This window comes from Blastomonas sp. RAC04 (assembly GCF_001713435.1).
Taxonomy (GTDB): Bacteria; Pseudomonadota; Alphaproteobacteria; order Sphingomonadales; family Sphingomonadaceae; genus Blastomonas; species Blastomonas fulva.
The window spans coordinates 2,804,008-2,824,506 of sequence record NZ_CP016460.1; the positions used below are offsets into that span (position 1 = coordinate 2,804,008).

The 20,499-nt window shown below is 65.2% G+C and carries 15 protein-coding genes; 4 read left to right on the plus strand and 11 right to left on the minus strand.

The window, feature by feature from the left end:
- The first annotated feature begins 31 nt into the window (after positions 1–31).
- Positions 32–2,065, plus strand: coding sequence for a DUF3857 domain-containing protein (locus tag BSY18_RS14105; protein WP_236823370.1), 2,034 nt, complete (start codon positions 32–34; stop codon positions 2,063–2,065).
- Positions 2,066–2,096: 31 nt separating this feature from the next.
- Here the strand turns inward: BSY18_RS14105 and BSY18_RS14110 are convergent, their stop codons facing one another.
- The gene (locus BSY18_RS14110) at positions 2,097–2,738 is read right to left on the minus strand and encodes an ankyrin repeat domain-containing protein (protein ID WP_054135715.1); all 642 of its coding nucleotides are present in this window, start codon (positions 2,736–2,738) and stop codon (positions 2,097–2,099) included.
- A gap of 98 nt (positions 2,739–2,836) precedes the next feature.
- Here BSY18_RS14110 and BSY18_RS14115 point away from each other — a divergent pair, with 98 nt between their 5' ends.
- Genes BSY18_RS14115 through BSY18_RS14125 form a run of 3 tightly spaced genes read left to right on the plus strand, consistent with a single transcriptional unit; the run spans position 2,837 to position 4,691 of the window.
- Positions 2,837–3,460: an SCO family protein gene (locus BSY18_RS14115; protein WP_069050939.1), complete on the plus strand. Its 624-nt coding sequence runs from the start codon at positions 2,837–2,839 to the stop codon at positions 3,458–3,460.
- Positions 3,448–3,918, plus strand: a complete 471-nt coding sequence (locus BSY18_RS14120) for a YcgN family cysteine cluster protein (RefSeq protein ID WP_236823371.1) — start codon at positions 3,448–3,450, stop codon at positions 3,916–3,918. The genes BSY18_RS14115 and BSY18_RS14120 overlap by 13 nt, the downstream gene beginning before the upstream one ends.
- Positions 3,915–4,691: a M48 family metallopeptidase gene (locus tag BSY18_RS14125; protein ID WP_236823372.1), complete on the plus strand. Its 777-nt coding sequence runs from the start codon at positions 3,915–3,917 to the stop codon at positions 4,689–4,691. Before BSY18_RS14120 ends, BSY18_RS14125 begins: the two co-directional genes overlap by 4 nt.
- 33 nt (positions 4,692–4,724) lie before the next feature.
- On the opposite strand, the gene BSY18_RS14130 is transcribed toward BSY18_RS14125, so the two are convergent.
- The 10 genes from BSY18_RS14130 to fdxA all read right to left on the minus strand — a co-directional run bounded on the left by BSY18_RS14130 (position 4,725) and on the right by fdxA (position 20,395).
- Positions 4,725–5,012 (minus strand): type II toxin-antitoxin system RelE/ParE family toxin, encoded by a 288-nt coding sequence (locus tag BSY18_RS14130; protein ID WP_054135717.1) that lies wholly within the window; start codon positions 5,010–5,012, stop codon positions 4,725–4,727.
- Positions 5,009–5,257, minus strand: a complete 249-nt coding sequence (locus tag BSY18_RS14135) for a type II toxin-antitoxin system ParD family antitoxin (RefSeq protein ID WP_054135718.1) — start codon at positions 5,255–5,257, stop codon at positions 5,009–5,011. The genes BSY18_RS14130 and BSY18_RS14135 overlap by 4 nt, the downstream gene beginning before the upstream one ends.
- Positions 5,258–5,317: 60 nt before the next feature.
- Entirely contained in the window at positions 5,318–8,992 is a 3,675-nt protein-coding gene (locus tag BSY18_RS14140) for an SDR family oxidoreductase (protein ID WP_069050940.1), read from the minus strand.
- 43 nt (positions 8,993–9,035) lie between these two features.
- On the minus strand, positions 9,036–14,492 hold the full coding sequence (locus BSY18_RS14145) for an AMP-binding protein (protein ID WP_269466021.1): 5,457 nt from the start codon (positions 14,490–14,492) through the stop codon (positions 9,036–9,038).
- A 238-nt stretch (positions 14,493–14,730) separates the two neighbouring features.
- Positions 14,731–15,810, minus strand: a complete 1,080-nt coding sequence (locus BSY18_RS14150) for a serine hydrolase (protein WP_069050942.1) — start codon at positions 15,808–15,810, stop codon at positions 14,731–14,733.
- 177 nt (positions 15,811–15,987) lie between these two features.
- Positions 15,988–17,580 carry an L-aspartate oxidase gene (nadB, locus tag BSY18_RS14155; protein ID WP_069050943.1) on the minus strand — a complete coding sequence of 531 codons (1,593 nt, stop codon included), beginning with the start codon at positions 17,578–17,580 and terminating at the stop codon, positions 15,988–15,990.
- Positions 17,580–18,137 carry a hypothetical protein gene (locus tag BSY18_RS14160; protein WP_150126294.1) on the minus strand — a complete coding sequence of 186 codons (558 nt, stop codon included), beginning with the start codon at positions 18,135–18,137 and terminating at the stop codon, positions 17,580–17,582. Before BSY18_RS14160 ends, nadB begins: the two co-directional genes overlap by 1 nt.
- Positions 18,134–19,069, minus strand: coding sequence for an ABC transporter ATP-binding protein (locus BSY18_RS14165; RefSeq protein WP_069050945.1), 936 nt, complete (start codon positions 19,067–19,069; stop codon positions 18,134–18,136). Before BSY18_RS14165 ends, BSY18_RS14160 begins: the two co-directional genes overlap by 4 nt.
- Positions 19,070–19,210: 141 nt before the next feature.
- Entirely contained in the window at positions 19,211–19,738 is a 528-nt protein-coding gene (locus BSY18_RS14170; RefSeq protein WP_054135725.1) for a CarD family transcriptional regulator, read from the minus strand.
- 318 nt (positions 19,739–20,056) lie between these two features.
- The gene (gene fdxA / locus BSY18_RS14175; protein ID WP_054135726.1) at positions 20,057–20,395 is read right to left on the minus strand and encodes a ferredoxin FdxA; all 339 of its coding nucleotides are present in this window, start codon (positions 20,393–20,395) and stop codon (positions 20,057–20,059) included.
- Positions 20,396–20,499: the final 104 nt, after the last annotated feature.

The following is a 20,499-nucleotide window of genomic DNA, read 5'->3' on the forward strand; positions in this document are numbered from 1 at the left end:
TCTTATACGGCCAAGCAACGATGGAGCAGCTGTGCGTATTTCGGTTTTTGTCGGTTGTGTTCTGCTGGCTACGGCGCAACCGGCGCTGGCGCAAAAGGATCAGGTCAAGCGTGGTCCCGAACCCGACTGGGTCCGTCAGTCCGAGCTCGCCGCGGTTCCCGAAGACGCTGCCGGTGCCGTTTTCGTTCGCCGGCAGGATGTGTGGGTGCACCTCGACACCAAGGGGCAGCAGCAATATCTGGGCTACCGGATCAGGCTGCTGCATTCCAACGCGCTGCAGCTTGGCAATCTGGCCATCTCGTGGAATCCGCAGGCCGGCGCGCCCGTCGTGCACACCATCAAGGTGCACCGCGACGGCGAAGTCATCGACGCGCTGAAGTCAGGAACCTTCGAGATCCTGCGCCGCGAAGATCAGCTCGAAGCCGCCAGCCTCGATGGCGTGCTGACCGCGGTCCTGCGGGTTGCAGATTTGCGGGTGGGCGACGAGCTCGAGTTCGCAACGACGATCCCGGTCGCCGATCCCACGCTGGGTTCGGCGACCTCAGGCCTGTTGACGCTGGCGCACAGCCTGCCATCGGGTCGCTATCGCATGGGTCTGAGCTGGATCGACGGGCAGGAGCCCCGGATCAGCATGACCGAAGACTTCAAGGCGGTCGCGCGGATTTCCGAAAGCGGGGTCAAACTCGATTTCGACGATCCGCCGGTCATGACCGAGATCAAGGACGCGCCATGGCGCTACCAGTGGCAGCGGATGCTCGAATTCAGCGATTATCCCGACTGGAACGCCATCTCGCAACATTTCGCGCCGCTATACGCCGCCGCCGCCAAGCTGCCCGCGGACTCACCGATCCGCCAGGAGGCGGCGCGCATTGCCGCTGCTCATGCCAGCCCGGGCGACAGGGCCCAGGCGGCGCTGCGGCTGGTGCAGAAGGACGTGCGGTACATCTATGTCGGGCTCGACGGCGGCAACCTGACCCCGGCGACCGCAGAGGATACCTGGAAGCGCCGCTATGGCGATTGCAAGGGCAAGACCGCGCTGCTGCTGGCGCTGCTGAACGAGCTGGGCATTCAGGCCGAACCGGTTCTCGCCAACAATACGGGCCTGGATGACGGCATCGACCAGCGGCTGCCCAGCCCGGGCCTGTTCGACCATGTGCTGGTGCGCGCAACGATCGGCGACGAGCAGCTTTATCTCGATGGGACCCTGCCCGACGTGATCGCTGCCGGCCCGCAGCCGTTCCTGCCCTATCGCTGGGTGCTGCCGCTGACGACTGCGGGCGCCTCGATCGAGCCGCTGGCTTGGAAACCGGCAAACCGTCCGCAGGAAATCTCGCTGTACGAAATCGACGCAACCGAGGGGTTTGATGCGCCCGCGCAGATACACAACACGATCATCACCCGCGGGCTGGATGGCCTCAAGCAGCATTTCCAGTATTCCGCGATTGCCCCGGCCCAGCTTCAGGCGGCGCTCAGCCAGCAGCTGGTCGGAGAGACGTGGCAGTCCATCGACAAGGTCGCGTGGCGCTATGATCGCAAGGCGCAGGCCAGCATCCTGACGATCAGCGGCAAGGGCATGGTCGACTGGAGAAACGACGGTGACGGGGCGCGTTCGACACCCCTGCCCGGCGGCGGTTTCAACCCGCCCGATCGCCGCATCCGACCCGCCGGACAGGACCAGAGCCTGCCCTACGCCAATTCTCCGGGGTACACCTGCCATGTCACGACGGTCCGTTTGCCCAAAACCGCATCGGAAAAGCACTGGTCGTTCAAATCAGGCTTCGACACCCGGATCTTCGGCAGGAACTACTATCGCGTGTTCGGTATCGGCGATGGCGCCATCCGGATGATCCGCAGTTCACGCACCGAACGGATCGAGATCGATGCCGAGACGGCGCGCACCGACAATGACCGCATCGCCAAGTTCGACAACTCGATGGGCTATGTCTTCTACGATCCGGCGGGCGTCGACATGCCGCCGTCGCGCGCAAAGCCGGTGCCTGCGACCTACGACATCGACTGGACGGCAGACAATGTTCCCTGCCTGCCTGCAGACACGGCGCCGTGACTGCCGAAGCAGTGGCAATGCAACCCCGGCATCACCCCGTCGGGCCGAACACCTTGGGGGTTTCGGCGCCTTGCTTGCGCTCCTTGTCGCTGGAGGTGATCGCCTCCAGAATTTGCGGGTTGCGGAAGTCGCCCTTGGCATAATCGCGCGCCGATTGGCCTGCGATCGTGTCCTGCTTGTCAGGGTTGGCGCCGTTCTTGAGCAGCAGCCGCACCATCGCCAGATCGCGCAATTGCACCGCGCGGATCAGCGCGGTCTCGCCCGAATTGTTGGGGTCATCCACCTTGGCCTTGCGGCTGAGCAGCGTTTCGGCGCCGTCGACAAAGCGCAGCGTGGTCGCCACCATCAGCGGGGTCACGCCGTTCTTGTCGCGCGCATTGGGGTTGGCGCCGCGCTGCAGTAGAAAGCCCATCCAGGTGAGGTCGCGCCGCGCGGTGACGATATGCAGCGCGGTCTCGCCGGTGCTCAGGTCCTTGGTGTTGACGACGGTGCTGCCCGGATCGTTGAGCGCCTTGGTGGCCTTGTCGCCATCACGGTCGCGCACTGCCTTGAGGAAATTGTAGCTGTCGGAAAACTGGGCGCTGGCCGCGGCCGGTACCAGCAGGGCCAGCGCCGCGAGGGCGGCGATCCACAGGCGGGAAAGGCTATTGAATCGGGCTGTCACAGGTTGCATCGTCCTTGAAAACTTGCGCCGGGGATGCGGCCAATGGACCCACGGACCGCCAAGCCCCCTTGAAAGCGGCTGCATAGCAGAGCACAGACAAACCTGTCATGAACAAAACCCCCAACCTCGCTCCCGCCCTCATCCCCGCAATCGCCATCGCGCTTGCCCTGTCCGCCGCGCTCGGCGGCTGTTCGGGCGCAGCGCCCAAGCCCGAGGCGCCGCTGGAAGGCGCACGCATCGGCGGCGCCTTCACGCTGACCAACCAGGATGGCAAGACGGTCAAGGATACCGATTTTGCCGGCCAGCACCGCATCGTCTATTTCGGCTACAGCTATTGCCCCGATGTCTGCCCGGTCGACCTGCAGAAGATCGCGGCGGGCTTTGCGCTGTTCGAAAAGCAGCAGCCCGAGCGCGCGGCAAAGATCCAGCCGATCTTCATCACCATCGACCCCGAGCGCGACACGCCCGCGGTGCTCAAGCAATATGTCGGCGCGTTCCATCCGCGGCTGATCGGGCTCACGGGCACGCCCGCGCAGATCAAGAGCGTCGCCGATGCGTATCTGGTGATGTACAAGGCGCAAAAGCCAGTCGGTGCCGATGCCAAGGGCTATCTGGTCGATCACAGCCGCCAGGCGTATCTGATGGGGCCCAAGGGCGAGCCGATCGCGCTGCTTCCCTATGACGGCAGCCCCGAGCAGATCGCTGCCGAAATCGACAAATGGACGGCCTGATGGCGGCTGGCCGCCAGACCTCCCAAAACGACGCGCCCTTTTGGGAACAACCGCTGGCGAGCCTCGACCGCGCACAATGGGAAGCCTTGTGCGATGGCTGCGGCAAGTGCTGCCTGCACAAGGTGGAGGATGAGGACACGGGCCGCATCCACCCCACTAACGTCGCCTGTCGCCTGCTCGACACCCGCACCGCGCGCTGCTCCGATTACCGCCACCGCCGCGCGCTGGTGCCCGATTGCCTGAGGCTGACGCGCGGCAATGTCGGATCGATCAGCTGGCTGCCCTCGACCTGCGCCTACAATCTGCGCGCGCAGGGCCTGCCGCTGCCCGACTGGCACCATCTGCTGACCGGCAGCCAGGCCGCAATGCATGCTGGCGGGCATTCGGTGGTCGGCAAGGTCATCTCGGAAGTGCACGCCGGGCCGATCGAGAACCACATCATCGAGACGGAGCTGTGAGCGCGACCCGCAGGATAGCGGCCCCGATCGCGCGGTTGTTTGCCCGCAAGCCTGCGCCCGCATCGCCCGAGGCGCCCGGGCGGCTGACGATCGGCGAACGCGAGTATGCGCTGGTCATCCGCCGTCATGCGCGTGCGCACAACATCCGGCTGCGCACCGATCCTGCCAGGGGCGCGCTGCTGATCACGCTGCCCGGCCATGCCAGGCTGGGCGAGGCGATCGCCTTTGCCCGCGCGCAGGCCGACTGGATCGAGGCGAGCTTCGCCAAGGCCGGCGCGCATGTCGCGATCGAACCGGGCGCGCTGATCCCCTATCGCGGCACAGAGCACCGAATCGACTTGGATGCACGCCATGGCCGCAGGGTAAGCATCGCCGATGGCACGATCCGTCTGGGCGGCGCAGCGGACCTGATCGACACCCGCCTCACCCGCTGGCTCAAGGCCGAGGCCAAGCGCCTGTGCGCTGCGGACCTCGCCGATTACTGCGCCCGCGCGGGCGTCCCTGCCCCGTCGCTTGCGATCAGCAACGCGGCGCGCCGCTGGGGCAGCTGCTCGGCTAACGGCACGATCCGTATCAACTGGCGGCTGGTGATGGCGCCCGACGAGGTCCGCCGCTCGGTCGTCGCGCACGAAGTCGCGCACTTGCGGCACATGAACCACAGCGCGGATTTCTACGCCTGGCTGGATGCGCTGTTCGAAGGCGACCGCAAGAGCGCCGACCACTGGCTGAAAGCGCACGGGCGCGGGCTGTATCTGGTGGGTGGGGGCGGGTAGCGCGAACGGCTGCGGACGCGCCGCAGCGTGGCATTAGAGGTTTCGTTCAACGTCCTGCGCGCCATGCAGCACCCGGATGACGAGGATTCTGTCTGCGGTATTGCGAAAATAGATGACGTGGGAGGAGACTCGACATTTGAACAGACCGGGTCGCACATCCACTGGCCTGCTTGACTTGCTGCCGCTGGCAAGTGCCTCGCAAGCGTGAACGATTTCATCGGTGTAGAGGTCTGCCTGGCTCTCACCCCATTTGTCGGCGCTGTAGTCCCAGATGGCTTCGATATCGGCTTCCGCGGCAGGCAGGAAGACGAACGTTTTCACCTGGCCGCCCGCTCAGCCCGCTTGCGCGCCTTCAATGCTTCAAAATCTATGGCACGCGGTTCGCCGGATTGTTCCCCGGCGATCAACGCTTCCTGCAATGCGCGGACCTTCGCCTCGTGCTCTTCAAGCAGCCGCAAGCCGGCACGCACGACATCGCTGGCTGAACCGTAACGCCCCGCTTGAACCTGTTCAGCGATGAATCCGGAGAAGTGGTCTCCGATTGTAACCGATGTATTGCGTGCCATGGCCTGTGCCTGTCAGGTTTCGATTCATACCTTGTTATACCAAAAAGTATTACAGCACAATCACACCGTCATCGAAGTCCCCCGGTAGATCCGCGCGCGATACCGTGAATCCTGCGCGTCAGGCAGCGGGGCGCCGACCAGCAGCACGGCGCGGGCAAAGCGCTTGAGCTCTTCCTGATGCTCCACCGCGTTGCGCGGTTCTTCGGAGCGGATGCGGCGGGTGAGGTTGATCTGGTTGGTGGGCACATCGTGCACCAGCCGCTCGTTTTCCACCGCCAGCGTTGCGGTGAACGCGTGCAGCGTCGTCTTGACGAAGTTGGCGAGCGCGAATGCCGGCCCGCTCTGGCCGAAGGGCACATCGGGCGAGACCAGCACCAGCTGGCACCCATCATAGAGCGAGGCCTTGCGGGCGATGCGGAAATGGTGGGTCAGGTTCTCCTCGCACAGGTCCCTGAATTCTGCAGGGTCGAGCATCGCGCCATCTTCGAACAACCGGTCGGGCAGGCCCGCCATCGGCGTCGAGACGACCGTGGTGGGCCGCCCGAAATCGGTCAGCGCCGTATCCATCGCGCCTTCGATGTCCGCGCCGCATACGCGCACCGTCACCTTGTCGGCGACCTCCGCGTCCAGCATGGCAAGCACGCCTGCGCCGCCTGCCTTGGTCCGGGTCAGCAGCACCATCCGCGCCACGCCCAGGCCGCCGATCAGATGGTTGGCCGTCTCGGCGATGTAATCGGCCAGATGCTCGCCGATGACCCACACCGTGGTGCCCTTCATCCGGTCGAGCCGCTCCTGCTTGGGGCTGCCGAACATCTCGCGCTCGGTATAGGAGCGTTCGACGCTGAGCCCGCCCGAGGGCATGAACGTCTCGCCGCTGACCGCGCGGTCCGCGAGATAGAACACGGTGGCCTGGGCCACTTCGCTTTCCTTGGGCATCGCGCCCAGATGCAGCTGCGAGAGCACGCCGCGCCCGACCTTGTCGGCTTCCTTGCCGATGCGATCCTGGGGAAGGTACGGCATGTCATCGGGCGGCGTGACCATCAGCCAGCCGGTGAGGCCATCGGCGGTGCCGCTGCGCGCCTGCCAGTCGGCATTCTGCAACAGATATCCCGCCGAGCGCAGCCGCGCGAGCAGCCGTCCCGCGATATCGGGGGTGAGCAGATAGCGGTCCCAGGTGCAGATGCCGTCGCCCTCGCGCGCGAGTTCGAGACACAGCAGCCGCAGCGGGTCGGGGGTCGAACGGTCGTGGCTGAGATAGCCGGTATCGTTGCGCGCCAGACGCCCGAGCACATGCGTCACCTCCGCGCCCTCGCGGATCGATTCGATGACGGCGGCATAGATCGCGTTCAGCCGCTTGTTCTCGAGGATCAGGCGCGCGCGGCGCAGGAAGAGGCCTGGCTTGCCGCCGGTGCCCGAGAGACGGTCGCCATCGACCGGGCCGGGCGCGATCGCGTTGACCTGGATTTCGGGACCGAGAAAGCGCGAGAAGCTCTCGACCATCGCGCGCTGACCCGCCTTGGACACCGCATAATCGGCGCGGTTGGGATAGGCGACCGCGAGGAACTTTTCGCCGCCGAAATAGCTCGAGACATTGAGGATATAACCCGATCCCTGGCGTTTCATGATCGGCACGACATAGTGCATCAGCAGATAGTTGCTGATGAGGTTCGCATCGAGCGTCCAGCGCCAGGTGTCGAGGGGCATGTCGATGACCATGTCCTCGGCGCCCGCGACACCGGCGTTGTTGATCAGATAATCGATCCGGCCGAACTCTTCCATCGTGGCATCGGCGGCGCGGCGCAGCGAATCGAAATCGCTGACATCGACATTGGCGATGAACTTGATCCGCCGTTCGACGCCCGAGAAACCGACATCCTGCAATTCGCCGACGATACGCTCGCGCGCGGCCTCGAGCTCACTTTCGCGCCGGGCGACCATCATCACCTTGGCGCCAGCCAGCGCGAGCAGCCGCGCGACCTGGCCGCCGATCCCGGCTGACCCGCCGGTGATAAGCGCGACCTTGCCCAGATGCAGCCCGGTGATGTTCTCGGCAAAGCCCAGCATCGCCTTGCGCGCGCCGGTTTCCTCACCGATGTTGGCGGGCAGGTACAGCGAGGTTTCGGTGATCTTCTGTTCCTTGAACACGATCCGCGTGGCGTGCCCGGCAGCAAAGCGGATATTGTCTTCCTCCGCGTTGGTATAGCGGATGATCTGGTTGCCCCAGACCGCGCGTTGCTGGCGGCCGTGCAGCGCCTCGACCCGTGATTCGTCGCGCCAGATGGTGATCAACTGCGCGATCGCAGCGGTCATGATCCGCCCGAAGCGGTCGCCATTGCCATCGGTGGGCGACGACATGAACACATAGCGCGGATCCTGCAGCAGATCGGTGCGCTGCTTCCAGTAGCGCGCCAGCGTTCGGGCAAGCGCGATCGCGCCCGACAGCTCGATATCGAGCAGCAGATCGACATCGGCATCGGTCGCGCCCGCCAGCGTTGCGGAGAACAGGTTGGATGCCTTGACCGGCAGGATGATCGCGCTGTTGATCGGGCCGTGCGCATCGGAAAAGGCGCGCAGTACCGCCTCCATCCCATCGGGTTCGGCGCGGTTGAAGCGCATGATGTCGATGCCATCGCCCAGATTCTGCGCGCGCACCCGTGCCTCGGCCTGCGCGACATCGACCTGCCGCGTCAGCCCCAGCAGCACGCGCGCGCCCTGCAGCAGCTGAATCCGCGCGATCTCGAGCGCGTCTTCCCATTGTTCGCCCGCCGCGATCAGCACGCTGAGCCCGGTGCCGTCGAGCGATCGCATCGACGGGCGGGTCATATATGTCGAGCGCGAATCCTTGCGCACTTCCATGCCATGGGTGACGTCGATCTCGTTGCCGTTGAGCGCGGAGGATTCGTCGCTGGCAAGGAACAGGCAGGCATCGGCGATATCGCCGGGCACCGGCAGCGTCTTGGCGGGCTTGGCGCCGCCCATCGCGCGCTTCAGCGACATGCGGCCCATAAAATAGTCCGCGGTGGCGCCATCGCCCTCGCCCTGCAATTTGTCCATCGAGGCGAAGACGGTGCGGATGCGCTCGCTTTCGATCGGGCCGGGGAACACGGTGTTGACGCGGATGCCCTCGGCTCCGAGCTCCTTGGCGAGCTCCTGGCTGAGCGCGTTCAGTGCCGCCTTGGGCACCACATAGGCCGTGCGGCCATGATAGCGGGTGTGCGCGAAGATGGTCGAAATGTTGATCACCGATCCGCCCGCCGGCATGATCGGCGCCGCGGCCCGGGTCAGGTTCCAGCTGACGCCGAGCAGATTGCGCATCGCGTCGGCGACGGTTTCGGTGTCGCCATTGGCCTCCATCTCGGCCTTGGTCAGCGGCACGTTCTCGAGCGTTTGGCGAGGCCCTGCAGAGCCCGCGTTGTTGACCAGCACGTCGATCCGGCCCAGCGCCGCCTTGACCTCGCCCATCGCCGCGCGGACCGAATCGGGATCGCCGCCATCGAGGATGACGGTGAACACGCGCGCCTCGTCGACCCCGGTCTCGGCGAGCAGTGCCGCCTTGGCCGCCTCGAGCCGTTCGGCCGTGCGCCCGGTCATCACCAGGGTCGCGCCCTCGCCGATGAAGCGGCGGATGATCGCGCCGCCAAGATTGCCCGCAGCCCCGGTGACCAGGGCCACCTTGCCTGCCAGCCTGCCGTCAGTTGCGCCGGCTTTGGTCGCTTTGCTCTTGCTGCTTGTCATGTCGGTATTCCTCTGCCGCGCCGTGTCCGGCGGCTTATGTCTTTCAGATGTCGCCCAAAATGTCCTGAGACGCGGCCCAGTATTCGAGCAGCTCATCGCGGCTGCGCAGGCCCATCGCGGGCAGCGCGTGGTTGACCACATAGGTCGCGCCGGTGTGGCGGTTGTCCCACATCGCCTGATGCGCCTCCGGCAGCCCGTCCCAGTCGACCACCTGTGGTTCGGTGACACTGAGCAGCCCGCCTGCGATCATGTTGTTCATCATCGTCACCTCGTGCGCGTTGCACAGATGGGTGCCGAAGATGCTGGCGGTGGGCATGATGATCCGGCGCTGCCGCGTCCACACCTGCGGCGCGTAGAAGGTGTAGCGGCGGCCCGCCATCTCCTCGGCATAGACCACGCGCCCGCCGAACGGCTTGACCAGCGAGGTCGAGACCCCCAACGAATCCTGCCCGGCACGCTCGATCACCAGATCGGGCACCCCGCGCGGGTTCCCGGGCGAACTCAGGATGCGCCCGACCGCGGTGCCGAACGGCTTCATCGTATGCTGCTGATAGCTGCGCACACCTTCCTTGAACCGTTCGATATCCGTGCGGGCATCGGGCAGGCGTGGCAGGCTGTCGGGCCAGAGGAATTCGCTGTCGCGGCGCTTCAGCCCTTCGAGGCTGATGATGCCCTCGACCGATTCCTCGAGCCCCAAAGACTGCAGGAACTCCCGCTGGCCATCGGTGGTGGTGACGATCACGGTGCGCGCCTTGTACAATCGCGCCGCCTCGATCATCTCGAGCCCCAGGGGATCGGCCAGATCGCGGCTGCCGGGGCCGTAATACAGCAGCACCGATTCGCCGCCGCGCAATTGTGCACGGGCCAGCATGTCCGAGGGCGAGGCGCTGCCGGTCTTGCCCATGAAGGCGAAGTGATAGCCCGACGATGCGCCGTAGAACGCCAATGTGCCGTTCTCCTCGAGCAGCTGGAAGCTGCGCGGGAAGGCGGTCTCGCCTGCGTGGCTGACCACGAAATCGGCGAGCGATCCATCGTTGATAGCCCGGTATTCGTCGAGCAGCACCGATCCGTCCGCCTCCCATGCGCGCGCGGCATCGGGATCGTCGGGGACCGCGGTGAACAATGCGGCAAAACGCGGGTCCTTGCGGTTGAGCGCGCCGACCGCACCCTGTTCCTTGACGAAGTCCGCGCGGTCCTCGCTCGAGACAAGCCCGGTTGCCTTGAGCCCCGACTTGATGCTGCTCTTGAGCGCATCGAGCCCGGTGCCGGTGGCCGACCCTTCGACGAAGATCGTCTTGCCGGGCACGATCTGTAGTGTGGTGAACAGGCAGCGGGTGATCGTGCCCAGGTTGAGCACATAGGACCCCGCCTGTTCCAGCGTCAGATCGGGCGGTACGCGGTGAAGCTGCGGCCCCTGGACGTTGAGGAACTGCGCGTGGCTGCCGGTCTTGGTCTCGTAGCCCTGGATCGCGAAGCCTGCGAACATCGGATCGTCGCCCGCCTGCGGTGACAAGAGGTCCGAGGTGCCCGAATAGACGACGACCATGTCGCCGACGCGCAAGCGGCCCTCGCTTTTGACCTCGCTGCCCAATGCGGCGACCAGCGCCAGCCCGCCCGATCCGGTGATCTGGACGTCTTCGTCATGACTGTCGAAGGGCGAGACCGGGATACCGGTGAGCGCCCAGATGTCGTTGAAGTTGACCTCGCTGGTCAGCATGTAGACCAGCGCCTCGTTGGGCTCGGGCGCCACGACCGCCACGATATGCTCGCGCTCATGGGACGCCGGAGGCCCGAAGCGTGGGCTCCCGGTATCGGGGTCGCGACTGATGCCGAAGGCGAGCTGCTTGTGCGGGATCGCGGTAACGCCCGGATAGAACGGCGCACCGACGGGCAGCAATTGCCCCGATGCGATCATCTCGGCCTTGTTCGCCTCATGCTCGCTGTCGATCCACACCCCGTTGCGGCGCACGGGCAAAGGCGGGCTCTGCTTGTCCATGAACTGGCGGATGCCGGTCTTGCCGCCATCGGGATCGATGATCGCCTCGGCGAAATGCTCGCCCTCGCGCTTGAGGCCTGCGGCCATGCCCTGCGTCCAGCCGGTACGCACCGCGTCGAGCGCACGGCGCCCCGCTTCGCCGCGTCCGGCCCATTCGAGCTGCTTGAGGATGCGCTGTAGGAACGGGTCCTCGAGCACGGCATCGAGATCGATATGCGCGGGGTTGGCCCAGCGCTTGGTCATCGCCTTGCGGTCGGCAAACGCCTTGCCCAGCGGGCTTTCGGGCCCGTGCCGCGCAAATTCGCGCACCATGCCATGCGCGAGCGACAACACATCGTTCGAGGCATCCGCCACCTGTTCGATCGCGCCCATCTCGAGCGCCTCTTCGGCACTGATCGCCCGCCCGCCGAGGATCAGATCGAGCGCATCGCGCAGGCCCTCGCCCGCGCGGCGTTCGGCGAGCAGCCGCGGCAGACGCTGCGTGCCGCCATAGCCGGGGAGCAACCTGAGGTTGATCTCGGGCTGACCGAAGCGCGCGACGGGCTCGGCAATGCGGTAATGACAGGCGAGCGCGAACTCCATCCCGCCGCCCAAAGCCACGCCCTGGATCGCCGCGATGCACGGCTTGCCCATCATCTCGATCCTGGAAAACGCGAGCTGCGCATTATTGGGCAGTACGCCGGCTTCCTCGACGGTGTTCACCTCCTCGAGCATCTGGCGGATATCCGCGCCCGCGACGAACGAGGCGGTGCCCTGGCCGGTAAACACCACCGCGATCACATCATCCTTGCGCGCGAGATGCTCGACCACGATCACCAGTTCGTCGATCGCGCGTTCGTTGAGCGCGTTGACCGGGGCATTGGTGACGGTGACCGTCGCGACCCGCTTGCCGTCTCCCAGCTGGTTGTACTGGATCAGGAAATAGCGGTAGCGCTCGAACAGCGCCTGTTCCTCCGACAATTGCTGTTTACGCCGCCAGGTGGCGACCGCGGTTTGCAGCACGTCGATGCTATCCGGGTTGCGCAGCGTCGAGGTGTCGCCGATCTCGCCTCCCTCGACGATCGCGCGCACCATCCGGCGCATGTACTTGCCCGAGCGGGTTTCGGGAAATTCCGAGACCTCGAGGAAATCCGACGGCACCGCAACCGCGCCCTTTTCGGTGCGGACCAGATCGGTCAGGCGGCGGCGGTCGTCCTGGGTCAGCCTGCGGCCCGCAACAGCGGTGACGAACGCGATCGGCGTCGCGCCCTTCTCGCGGTGCGGCGCGCCGACGACGAGCACATTGCCCACTGGCGAATTGGGATCGAGCGTCTTGTCGCGCAGGATCGCGCCTTCGATTTCCTCGGTGCCGATGCGGTGGCCCGAGACGTTGATGACATCGTCCGATCTGCCATGCAGCGAAAACGATCCGTCCTCGTGGCGGATCGCAAAATCGCCCTGGGTATAGGCCCAGGTGCCGCGCCAGCGCTCCCAATAGGTGCTCGAATAGCGACCCGAATCACCCCGCCAATCGGGATTGACCCGGACACCGCCCGACGTCGATTCCAGCGTGAACCTGTCGGTATCGCCCCAGATGGTGCGAGTGAGATACGGGTACGGTAGCGCGATGACGATCTCGCCCTTCTCGCCGTTCTTGGCGCGACGCCATGGCACGCCGCCGCTGCCTTCGCGAACCAGCCCGAAATCGGCCTCGGGCGCGTCCGCGTCCTCGACCCACACATCGCCGACGATCCACGGCAGCGGATAGGTGTGCGCGTCGGCGCGCAGCGGGAAGTCAGTGTTGCCGTAGAAATGCGTCCAGGCGATGCCGCCATGCTCGGTCGCCCAATAGCTGTTGATGTACCATGGGGTGACATGCTCCATCGCGAACGCCTGCACCGAGGGCGAGGTGGGTTCCGCGCAGAAGGTCGCGACCTTGAGCGAGGACATGTCGTAATTCTGGATGTCCTTGAGGTTTTCGGGATCCTGCATCACGCTCTTGAGGAAGGTGACGCCGGCCTTGAAGATCTGCACCTTGTACCGCTCGATGATCGAGGCGAAGCGCCCCGCATGCGGGAACACCGGCGACCCTTCGGTGATGATCGTGGTCACGCGGCACAGCAGCGATCCTGCGATGAGATAGCTTTGGCCGGTGATCCAGCCCGGATCGGCCACGACGAACATGACATCGCCAGGCGACGCATCGAACGCCACCGGCATCGTCGCGGCAACACCCGCGCAATAGCCGCCGTGCACATGCACCACGCCCTTGGGCTTTCCGGTCGATCCCGAGGTATAAATGATGAAATTGGGGTATTCCGAATCGACCGGCAGAGGCCGCGATGCAGCCCAGATCGCGCGAACGAAATCCGCGTCATCCAGCGCCAGCAGCGCGGCCTCGTCGGCAACTTCGATCCCAAGCGCGCGCGCGGCATCGAGGATCTCCCCGCTCGCCTGGGTGGTGAGATCATGGCTCCAGTGATCGCGGCCTGCGTTCCACACCAGATCGGGCTGCGCAGTGTGGCGCACCACCACCACCGCATCGACACGCGGCGGCGAATCCACCAGCGCCGAAGCAATCGCCATCCGCAGGTTCGCGGCCTGCGCAGCCGACATGCCCGAGCCCTGCGCCAGATCATCGAGCGCACGGCCCACGCCGCGCATGACATCGGAACGCTCGACGGTCACCTCGCCATCGAGCAGCTCGGTCACCGCATCGGTGATCCGCTCGCGCGCAGCCGTATCGGCTCCTGAAGCGGGATCATCCAGCGCGGCTGCGAGCAGCTGCATCGCGGTGCCGACACCGATGAAATTGTCGAGTGCCGGGTCGGTATAGCTCGTCTTGAACGGCACCATCTGCGCGTTGCGATAGCTGCCATCGGCGGTGATCACTATGCGGGCACCGGCGTCGGCGATGCGGTCGGACAATGTCTTGTCGCTGAACCCGCCGAACACCGGCGTGTAGATGATCCCGGCGCGCTTGGCGCCCTCGGTCCAGTAGATCTGCGCGGGGATGCTCGGCATGTTGAGCGCGATGCGGTCACCCGCCTTGAGGCCCAGCGCGGCCAGCGCCAGCGAACACTTGGCGCTTTCCAGCATCAGCAGCTTGCGGCTGACCGGGTAGCAATCGACCGGGCCGCCGCGACCGTTGTCGCTCGACATGTTCCAGCGATCGCCCTCGAAGATCAGGGCAGTCTCGGCACCATGGCCTGCGAGCACATGCCGGTCGACCTCGTTGAACCCGCTGTTGGTGAACGCGCCTTCGAACCAGCGCCAGTTGGGCGCATCATCGGCGTTGAGGCCGCGCGCCCAGGGCATGTAATCCTGGCCGAGGTCGAGGCTGCGCGCCGCGCCGGTCGCGGCATCCCAGCCTGTCCACGCGTTGGCCTCGCGGTCGAAATACCCCCAGGCGCCAAGCTCGGGCAGGTACCAGCAGATCGCCGATCGCGCCTGATCGCCATGGAAGGCGCCCGGATCTGCGACACAGGCATTGCGCATGGCATTCCAGCTGGCCGAGTCGGTCAACGGGTTGCTGCGCGGAGGAATGGCGGGGGCGGCCACGGGAACCAGAGCCGTCAGCGGACGGGCCTGAACAGGCGGAAAACGGGAATAGAAGGCATGAGTTCGCAGCTCTCCTGCCGGTCCGGTCCCTAGCGATTCCCAAATCGCATGAGGTCGGCTTCGGCGAACGAAACAAATGTCTCCCGCCGTTCAGATAACATATTGTTTCAAGAAGCGGTAGAGGCCGTCTGCCCCATCACGATCAGCGTTGGTGCCAGCGCCCCACTGCGCGGCTCACCGCCTGCATGAGCTGCATCCGCGCAGGGATGCCTGCAGTGGTTTCCCCCAGCATGACCGCTACGGCATAGCGGGTTCCGTCGGGCGCGGTCATGATGCCGACGTCGTTGTATCCGGTGGAAACCGGCGGCAGATCCTGCCCCGTCCCGGTCTTGTGCAGGAACTGCCAGCCCGCAGGAACGCCCGCTTTCAGCCGATTGGGCCCGCTGCGGGTGCGGCCAAGCGTGTCGAGCATCAGACGGGTCGAGTTCTGCGAGAGCAATTCGCCACGCGCCAGCCGGGCCAGCGCATCGACGATGCCTTCCGGGCTCGCGCCATCGATCGGATCGGCGACATAGGCGGACAACAGGTTGCGGCGCCGGTTGAGCGGCACGCGTTCGCGCGCGGCCTGGAAGGCGCGTCCGGCCGAAAGGCTCTGCCGCCATTCGACGCCCGCGATCCCGCTCTGCAGCAGTCGCTCGCCGGGGCCGAAGCGGATGCTCGACAGGCCCTTGCGGCGCAGGAAATCGTTGACCACGCCGGGCCCGCCCGCGGTGCGCAGCAGCGCATCGTTCGCGCTGTTATCGCTTGCGGTCAGCGCTTCGTTGATCAGCGTGCGCACGCTCTCGCGCACGGTGCCTTCGCGCGCCACGCGAGCTGCCAGCGGCTGGTGGAACAGGGTGAGGTCTTCCGGGGTGATCGTCACCTCAGTATCGAGCGAAAGCTCGCCGCGATCGACCTTTTCGAGCACCGCCATGGTCACCCACAGCTTCGAGACGCTCTGCTGCGGAAACAGCTCGCCGCCGCGGTGGCCGACCACCCAGTCGCCATCGATCCGCCGCACCGCAATCCCTGTCTTGCCCGGGAAGCTGCGCCACAACTGCGCCAGCTCGTCGCGCAAGCCCTGCGGCACGACGTTGGTGGCGCGCGGCGCGAGCGGCGGCGGCACCGGCTGGACGCGCGCGGGCGCAGGCGCCGGACGCGGCTGCGCGACCTGCCGTGGCGTGGAGACGCAAGCAGCAAGCGCGACTGTAGCGAGGAACAGGGACAGCGTGCGGGCAAACATGCGGCGGCTTTCTGATCGGAATTCGTGTTGGCGTCAGGCTTGCACACCCCCGATGTACCGCCCGTGAAGCGATCTAGCCGCAGGTTCCCGCGCACAGGCACGTTTTGCGGTGAATGAGTCGCTGGGCGCGGTGAATGGCCTGGTTATCGCCCCTCCCGCTTGTGGGAGGGGAGGGTGTCAGGGCACCAGCACGGTGTCGACCGCCACCGGCAGGGTGTCCGGAAAATCGCTGTTGAAGTGGAGTCCCCGGCTCTCCTTGCGCTCGAGCGCGCAGCGGACGATCAGGTCGGCGACCTCGATCAGGTTGCGCAACTCGACCAGGTCGGGGGTGACCCGGAAGTTGCCGTAATATTCCTCGACCTCGCTGCGCAGCAGCTCGATGCGGTGGCGCGCGCGTTCCAGCCTTTTGGTGGTGCGCACGATGCCGACATAGTCCCACATGAAGCGGCGGATCTCGCGCCAGTTGTGCTGGACGACGACCTCCTCGTCCGAATCAGTCACCCGGCTTTCATCCCAGGGCAAGATCGCAGGCGGCGGGCCCAGCTCGTCCCAGTGCTCGATGATGTCGGTGGCGGCAGCATCACCGAAGACGAAGCATTCGAGCAGGCTGTTGGATGCAAGCCGGTTGGCGCCGTGCAGCCCCGACTGGCTGACCTCGCCCGCCGCATAGAGCCCGGGCAGATCGGTGCGGCCCTGAAGGTCGATCAGCACTCCGCCACAGGTGTAATGCTGCGCGGGCACCACCGGGATCGGATCGCGGGTGATGTCGATACCAAGCCCCAACAGCTTTTCGTAGATCGTCGGGAAATGCCCCTTCACGAAGTCGGCAGGCTGGTGGCTGATATCGAGATGGACGTAGTCGAGCCCCAGCCGCTTGATCTCGTGGTCGATCGCGCGCGCGACGACATCGCGCGGGGCAAGCTCCAGCCTGGGGTCGAAATCGCCCATGAAGCGATAGCCAGTCTCTGGGATCAGCAGATGCCCACCCTCTCCGCGCACCGCCTCGGTGATCAGGAAGTTCTTGACCTCGAGATTGTACAGGCAGGTCGGGTGGAACTGCATGAATTCCATGTTGGAGACGCGCGCGCCTGCGCGCCAGGCCATGGCGATGCCATCGCCGGTGGCGCCCCTGGGGGCGGTCGAAAACAGGTACGTCCGCCCTGCCCCGCCGCTCGCCAGCAAGGTGGCGCGCGCGGTCAGCGCCTCGACATGGCCGGTCGCGCGGTTGAGCGCATAACAGCCCCAGATGCGCTTGTCGCCGGTAGGGCTGGCGCAGTGCCGGTCGGCGATCAGGTCGATCGCGACCATGTCGGGCATCAGCGTGATGTTGGGGTTGGCCAGCGCCGCGCGTTCGAGCGCCTGCTGCACCGCCCAGCCGGTGGCGTCATCGACATGCACGATCCGCCGGTGGCTGTGCCCGCCCTCGCGGGTGAGATGCAGGTCATCGGCATGGTCGCCGCCGCCGCCGTTGCGGTTGAACGGCACGCCCAGGTCGACGAGGTGCTGGATAGCGGCAGGTGCATTCTCGACCACGAATTCGACCGTCTCGCGGCTGTTGAGCCCTGCGCCTGCGACCATCGTGTCGTCGATATGGTTGTCGAACGAATCGCCCTCTTCGAGCACCGCGGCGATGCCGCCCTGCGCCCAGGCGGTCGATCCACCCGAAATGTCGCCCTTGGCCAGCACCAGCACCCGGCAATGCCGCGCGAGGCTCAAGGCAGCGGTCAGTCCCGCCGCGCCCGAGCCGATGATCAGGACGTCATGTTGCATCAGCGATAACCACATGTGAGGAGGGAGCGATCCGGGGCGTCAGGGCTGGCCTGCAGATTGACGAACAATTCATACCCGTCCGGAGGACCAAGCGATACATCCTGGTTGATTTCGACCGGGAAGCCGCCCCTTCGCAGCGCGGACAATGCGGCGGGCGGCGGAACGGCAAATTCGAAACTGAGGTCGCCCGGATCGCCGCCTTCTGGAAATGTCTGATGAATGGCGTGGAGCGGCAGCCCGAGCATCGTGCCGGATACGCGAACGCTGAACGCCGTCCAGCCATCGTGCCGTGTCATTTCGATCCGTCCAAAATGACCAGCCAGCGAGGATGGCGCATCTATTTGGCCCGGCCGCAAATGCTTGTCGGGGTCGATAACGGCTTGAGGATCGACCACCACCATGGCTTGAAGAAATCGCGCCGTTTCCGGCCGGGGCCGGCACATGGCAGGGTCTTCAAAAGCAAGTAGGCCATCCAGAACCGCCGGACCCGCCATCTGTCGCTCGGCGCAGCCGGAGAGAAGCGCAGCACCCATTGCGATCGCCGCAATCCGTTTCACGCCACCGCCTTGGTGAGGTTGAGGAACACGTCCTCGAGATCGGGCTCGCGGGTCGAGACGTCGACGATGCCATAGCCTGCCTCGCGCACCCGGCTCATCACCTGCCCCGCGTTAAGCCTGTCCTTGCTGTAGCCGATCTCGACCATCCGGTCGGTGAGCTTGCTGACCTTGTCGAACGCCGGGTCTGCGGGAAGCGCGGCGATATCCTGGTCAAGCGTCAGCACGATGAGCTTGTCGCGCGCCATGCCGACCATTTCGGCGGTGGGCTTGTTGGCGATCAGCCTGCCGTGGTTGATGATCGCGATCCGGTCGCACAGCTCCTCGGCCTCTTCGAGGTAATGCGTGGTGAGCACGATGGTGACGCCTGCGCGGTTCAATTCGCGCACATAGTCCCACAGTTGCTGGCGCAGATCGATGTCGACGCCTGCGGTTGGCTCGTCGAGCACCAGGATCGGCGGCGAATGCACCATCGCCTTGGCCACCAGCAGCCGCCGCTTCATCCCGCCCGAGAGCGTGCGCGCATAGGCATCGGCCTTGTCCTCGAGCCGCACCGCGCGCAGCAGCTCTGCCGTACGCCGGTGCGCCTTGGGCACGCCGAACAGCCCGGCCTGAAGCTCGAGCGCTTCAGCAGGGGTGAAAAACGGATCGAACACGATTTCCTGCGGCACAATGCCGATCGACGCCTTGGCGTTGCGCGGATTGGCGTCGATGTCGAAGCCCCAGATGCTGGCAGAGCCCGAGGTCTTGCGGACCATGCCCGACAGGATGTTGATAAGGGTGGACTTGCCCGCGCCGTTGGGGCCCAGCAGGCCGAAGATCTGGCCGCGCGGGACATCGAAGCTCACACCGTCCAGCGCCAGCTTGTCGGGGGCCTTGCCTGCGCCTTTGTACACCTTGCGCAGATTGTCGATCGAGATGGCAGCCTGGGTCACGGCAAGCGGATTAGCCGCTCGGGTTACGTTGCGCAAAGGGAAAGGTGGAAGCGCGGCAGCCGAAACGAAATATGCAGGCCGCACGCAGCCTGCATATTTCGAAAACCGGTCACCAGCCGATCAAGCCGGTGCGAAACCGCCTTATTCGGCGACTTCGTAATATTGCGGCGCTGCCTCGTTGAGGATCTCGAGGATCTTCTTCAGAGCGGCAGGCTCGTCGGTCTTTTCCATCGCGGCCAGTTCGCGTGCGAGGCGGCTGGAGGCCGCTTCGAAGATCTGGCGCTCGGAATAGCTCTGCTCGGGCTGGTCGTCCGGGCGGAACAGGTCGCGGGTCACTTCGGCAATCGACACGAGGTCGCCCGAATTGATCTTCGCTTCATATTCCTGGGCACGGCGCGACCACATGGTGCGCTTGACCTTGGGCTTGCTTTTCAGCGTTTCCATCGCCTCGCGCAGCGTCTTGTCAGACGACAGCTTGCGCATGCCGATGCTTTCAACCTTGTTGACCGGAACGCGAAGGGTCATGCGTTCCTTTTCGAAGCGCAGCACGTACAGCTCGAGCTGCATGCCGGCAATTTCTTCCTTCTGAAGCTCCACAACACGGCCGACACCGTGCTTGGGATACACCACATAATCGCCTACATCAAAAGACAGCGCTTTGGCGGCCATTCAAAAACCTTTCTCAATTCAGGGGAAGCGGGAGCCTTTTCGAACCTGCGATCCTGCCGTCCGAACGGAATCTCCTCGAATATGTGCCGAAAGCGGGACACCAACACAGTGCCGCACTGCAGCACTGATGGGCGCTGCTTAACAGATTCGTCACAAAATAGCCACCCTGTAATGGCCATTCCGGACCCAAATGGGGTCTCGCAGGCCCAAAAACAAGCGGCGCTGGACGCGAGGACGCGCCCGACGCTACGGAATGTGAGAACGATTGCAGGCGATCAGGCCGCCCGAAGGCTCCCCGCCGACCGAGTGTCTACGTGCTCAGTCGCCCTCGCCGGGTTCGGGCGAGAAGAAAGCCTCGTACTTGCCGTCCTTGCCCTTGTACTCATCGGCGTCAGCGGGCGATTCCCGCTTTACGGTGATGTTGGGCCATTCGGCGCTGAACTTGGTGTTGAGCTCGAGCCACTTTTCCAGGCCGTCCTCGGTATCGGGAAGGATCGCTTCGGCCGGACATTCGGGTTCGCACACGCCGCAGTCGATGCACTCGCTGGGGTTGATCACCAGCATGTTCTCGCCTTCATAGAAGCAGTCCACGGGGCATACTTCCACGCAGTCCATGTATTTGCACTTGATGCAGGCGTCGGTGACTACATAGGTCATCGGCTGTGATCGCTCCCCTGAGTGGCTTGCCGGGCATCTCTCGCCCGTCTGGCATGGTGATTCTGCTGGCCTTGCTATTGCGATAGGCAGGTGGCGTCAATATC

Coding starts and splice junctions, on each gene's coding strand:
- BSY18_RS14115 (WP_069050939.1), top strand. CDS start 2,837: ATGAACAAAACCCCCAACCTCGCTCCCGCCCTCATCCCCGCAATCGCC.
- BSY18_RS14170 (WP_054135725.1), bottom strand. CDS start 19,738: ATGGCCGCCAAAGCGCTGTCTTTTGATGTAGGCGATTATGTGGTGTAT.
- fdxA (WP_054135726.1), bottom strand. CDS start 20,395: ATGACCTATGTAGTCACCGACGCCTGCATCAAGTGCAAATACATGGAC.
- BSY18_RS14150 (WP_069050942.1), bottom strand. CDS start 15,810: ATGTTTGCCCGCACGCTGTCCCTGTTCCTCGCTACAGTCGCGCTTGCT.
- nadB (WP_069050943.1), bottom strand. CDS start 17,580: ATGCAACATGACGTCCTGATCATCGGCTCGGGCGCGGCGGGACTGACC.
- BSY18_RS14110 (WP_054135715.1), bottom strand. CDS start 2,738: ATGCAACCTGTGACAGCCCGATTCAATAGCCTTTCCCGCCTGTGGATC.
- BSY18_RS14140 (WP_069050940.1), bottom strand. CDS start 8,992: ATGACAAGCAGCAAGAGCAAAGCGACCAAAGCCGGCGCAACTGACGGC.
- BSY18_RS14120 (WP_236823371.1), top strand. CDS start 3,448: ATGGACGGCCTGATGGCGGCTGGCCGCCAGACCTCCCAAAACGACGCG.
- BSY18_RS14135 (WP_054135718.1), bottom strand. CDS start 5,257: ATGGCACGCAATACATCGGTTACAATCGGAGACCACTTCTCCGGATTC.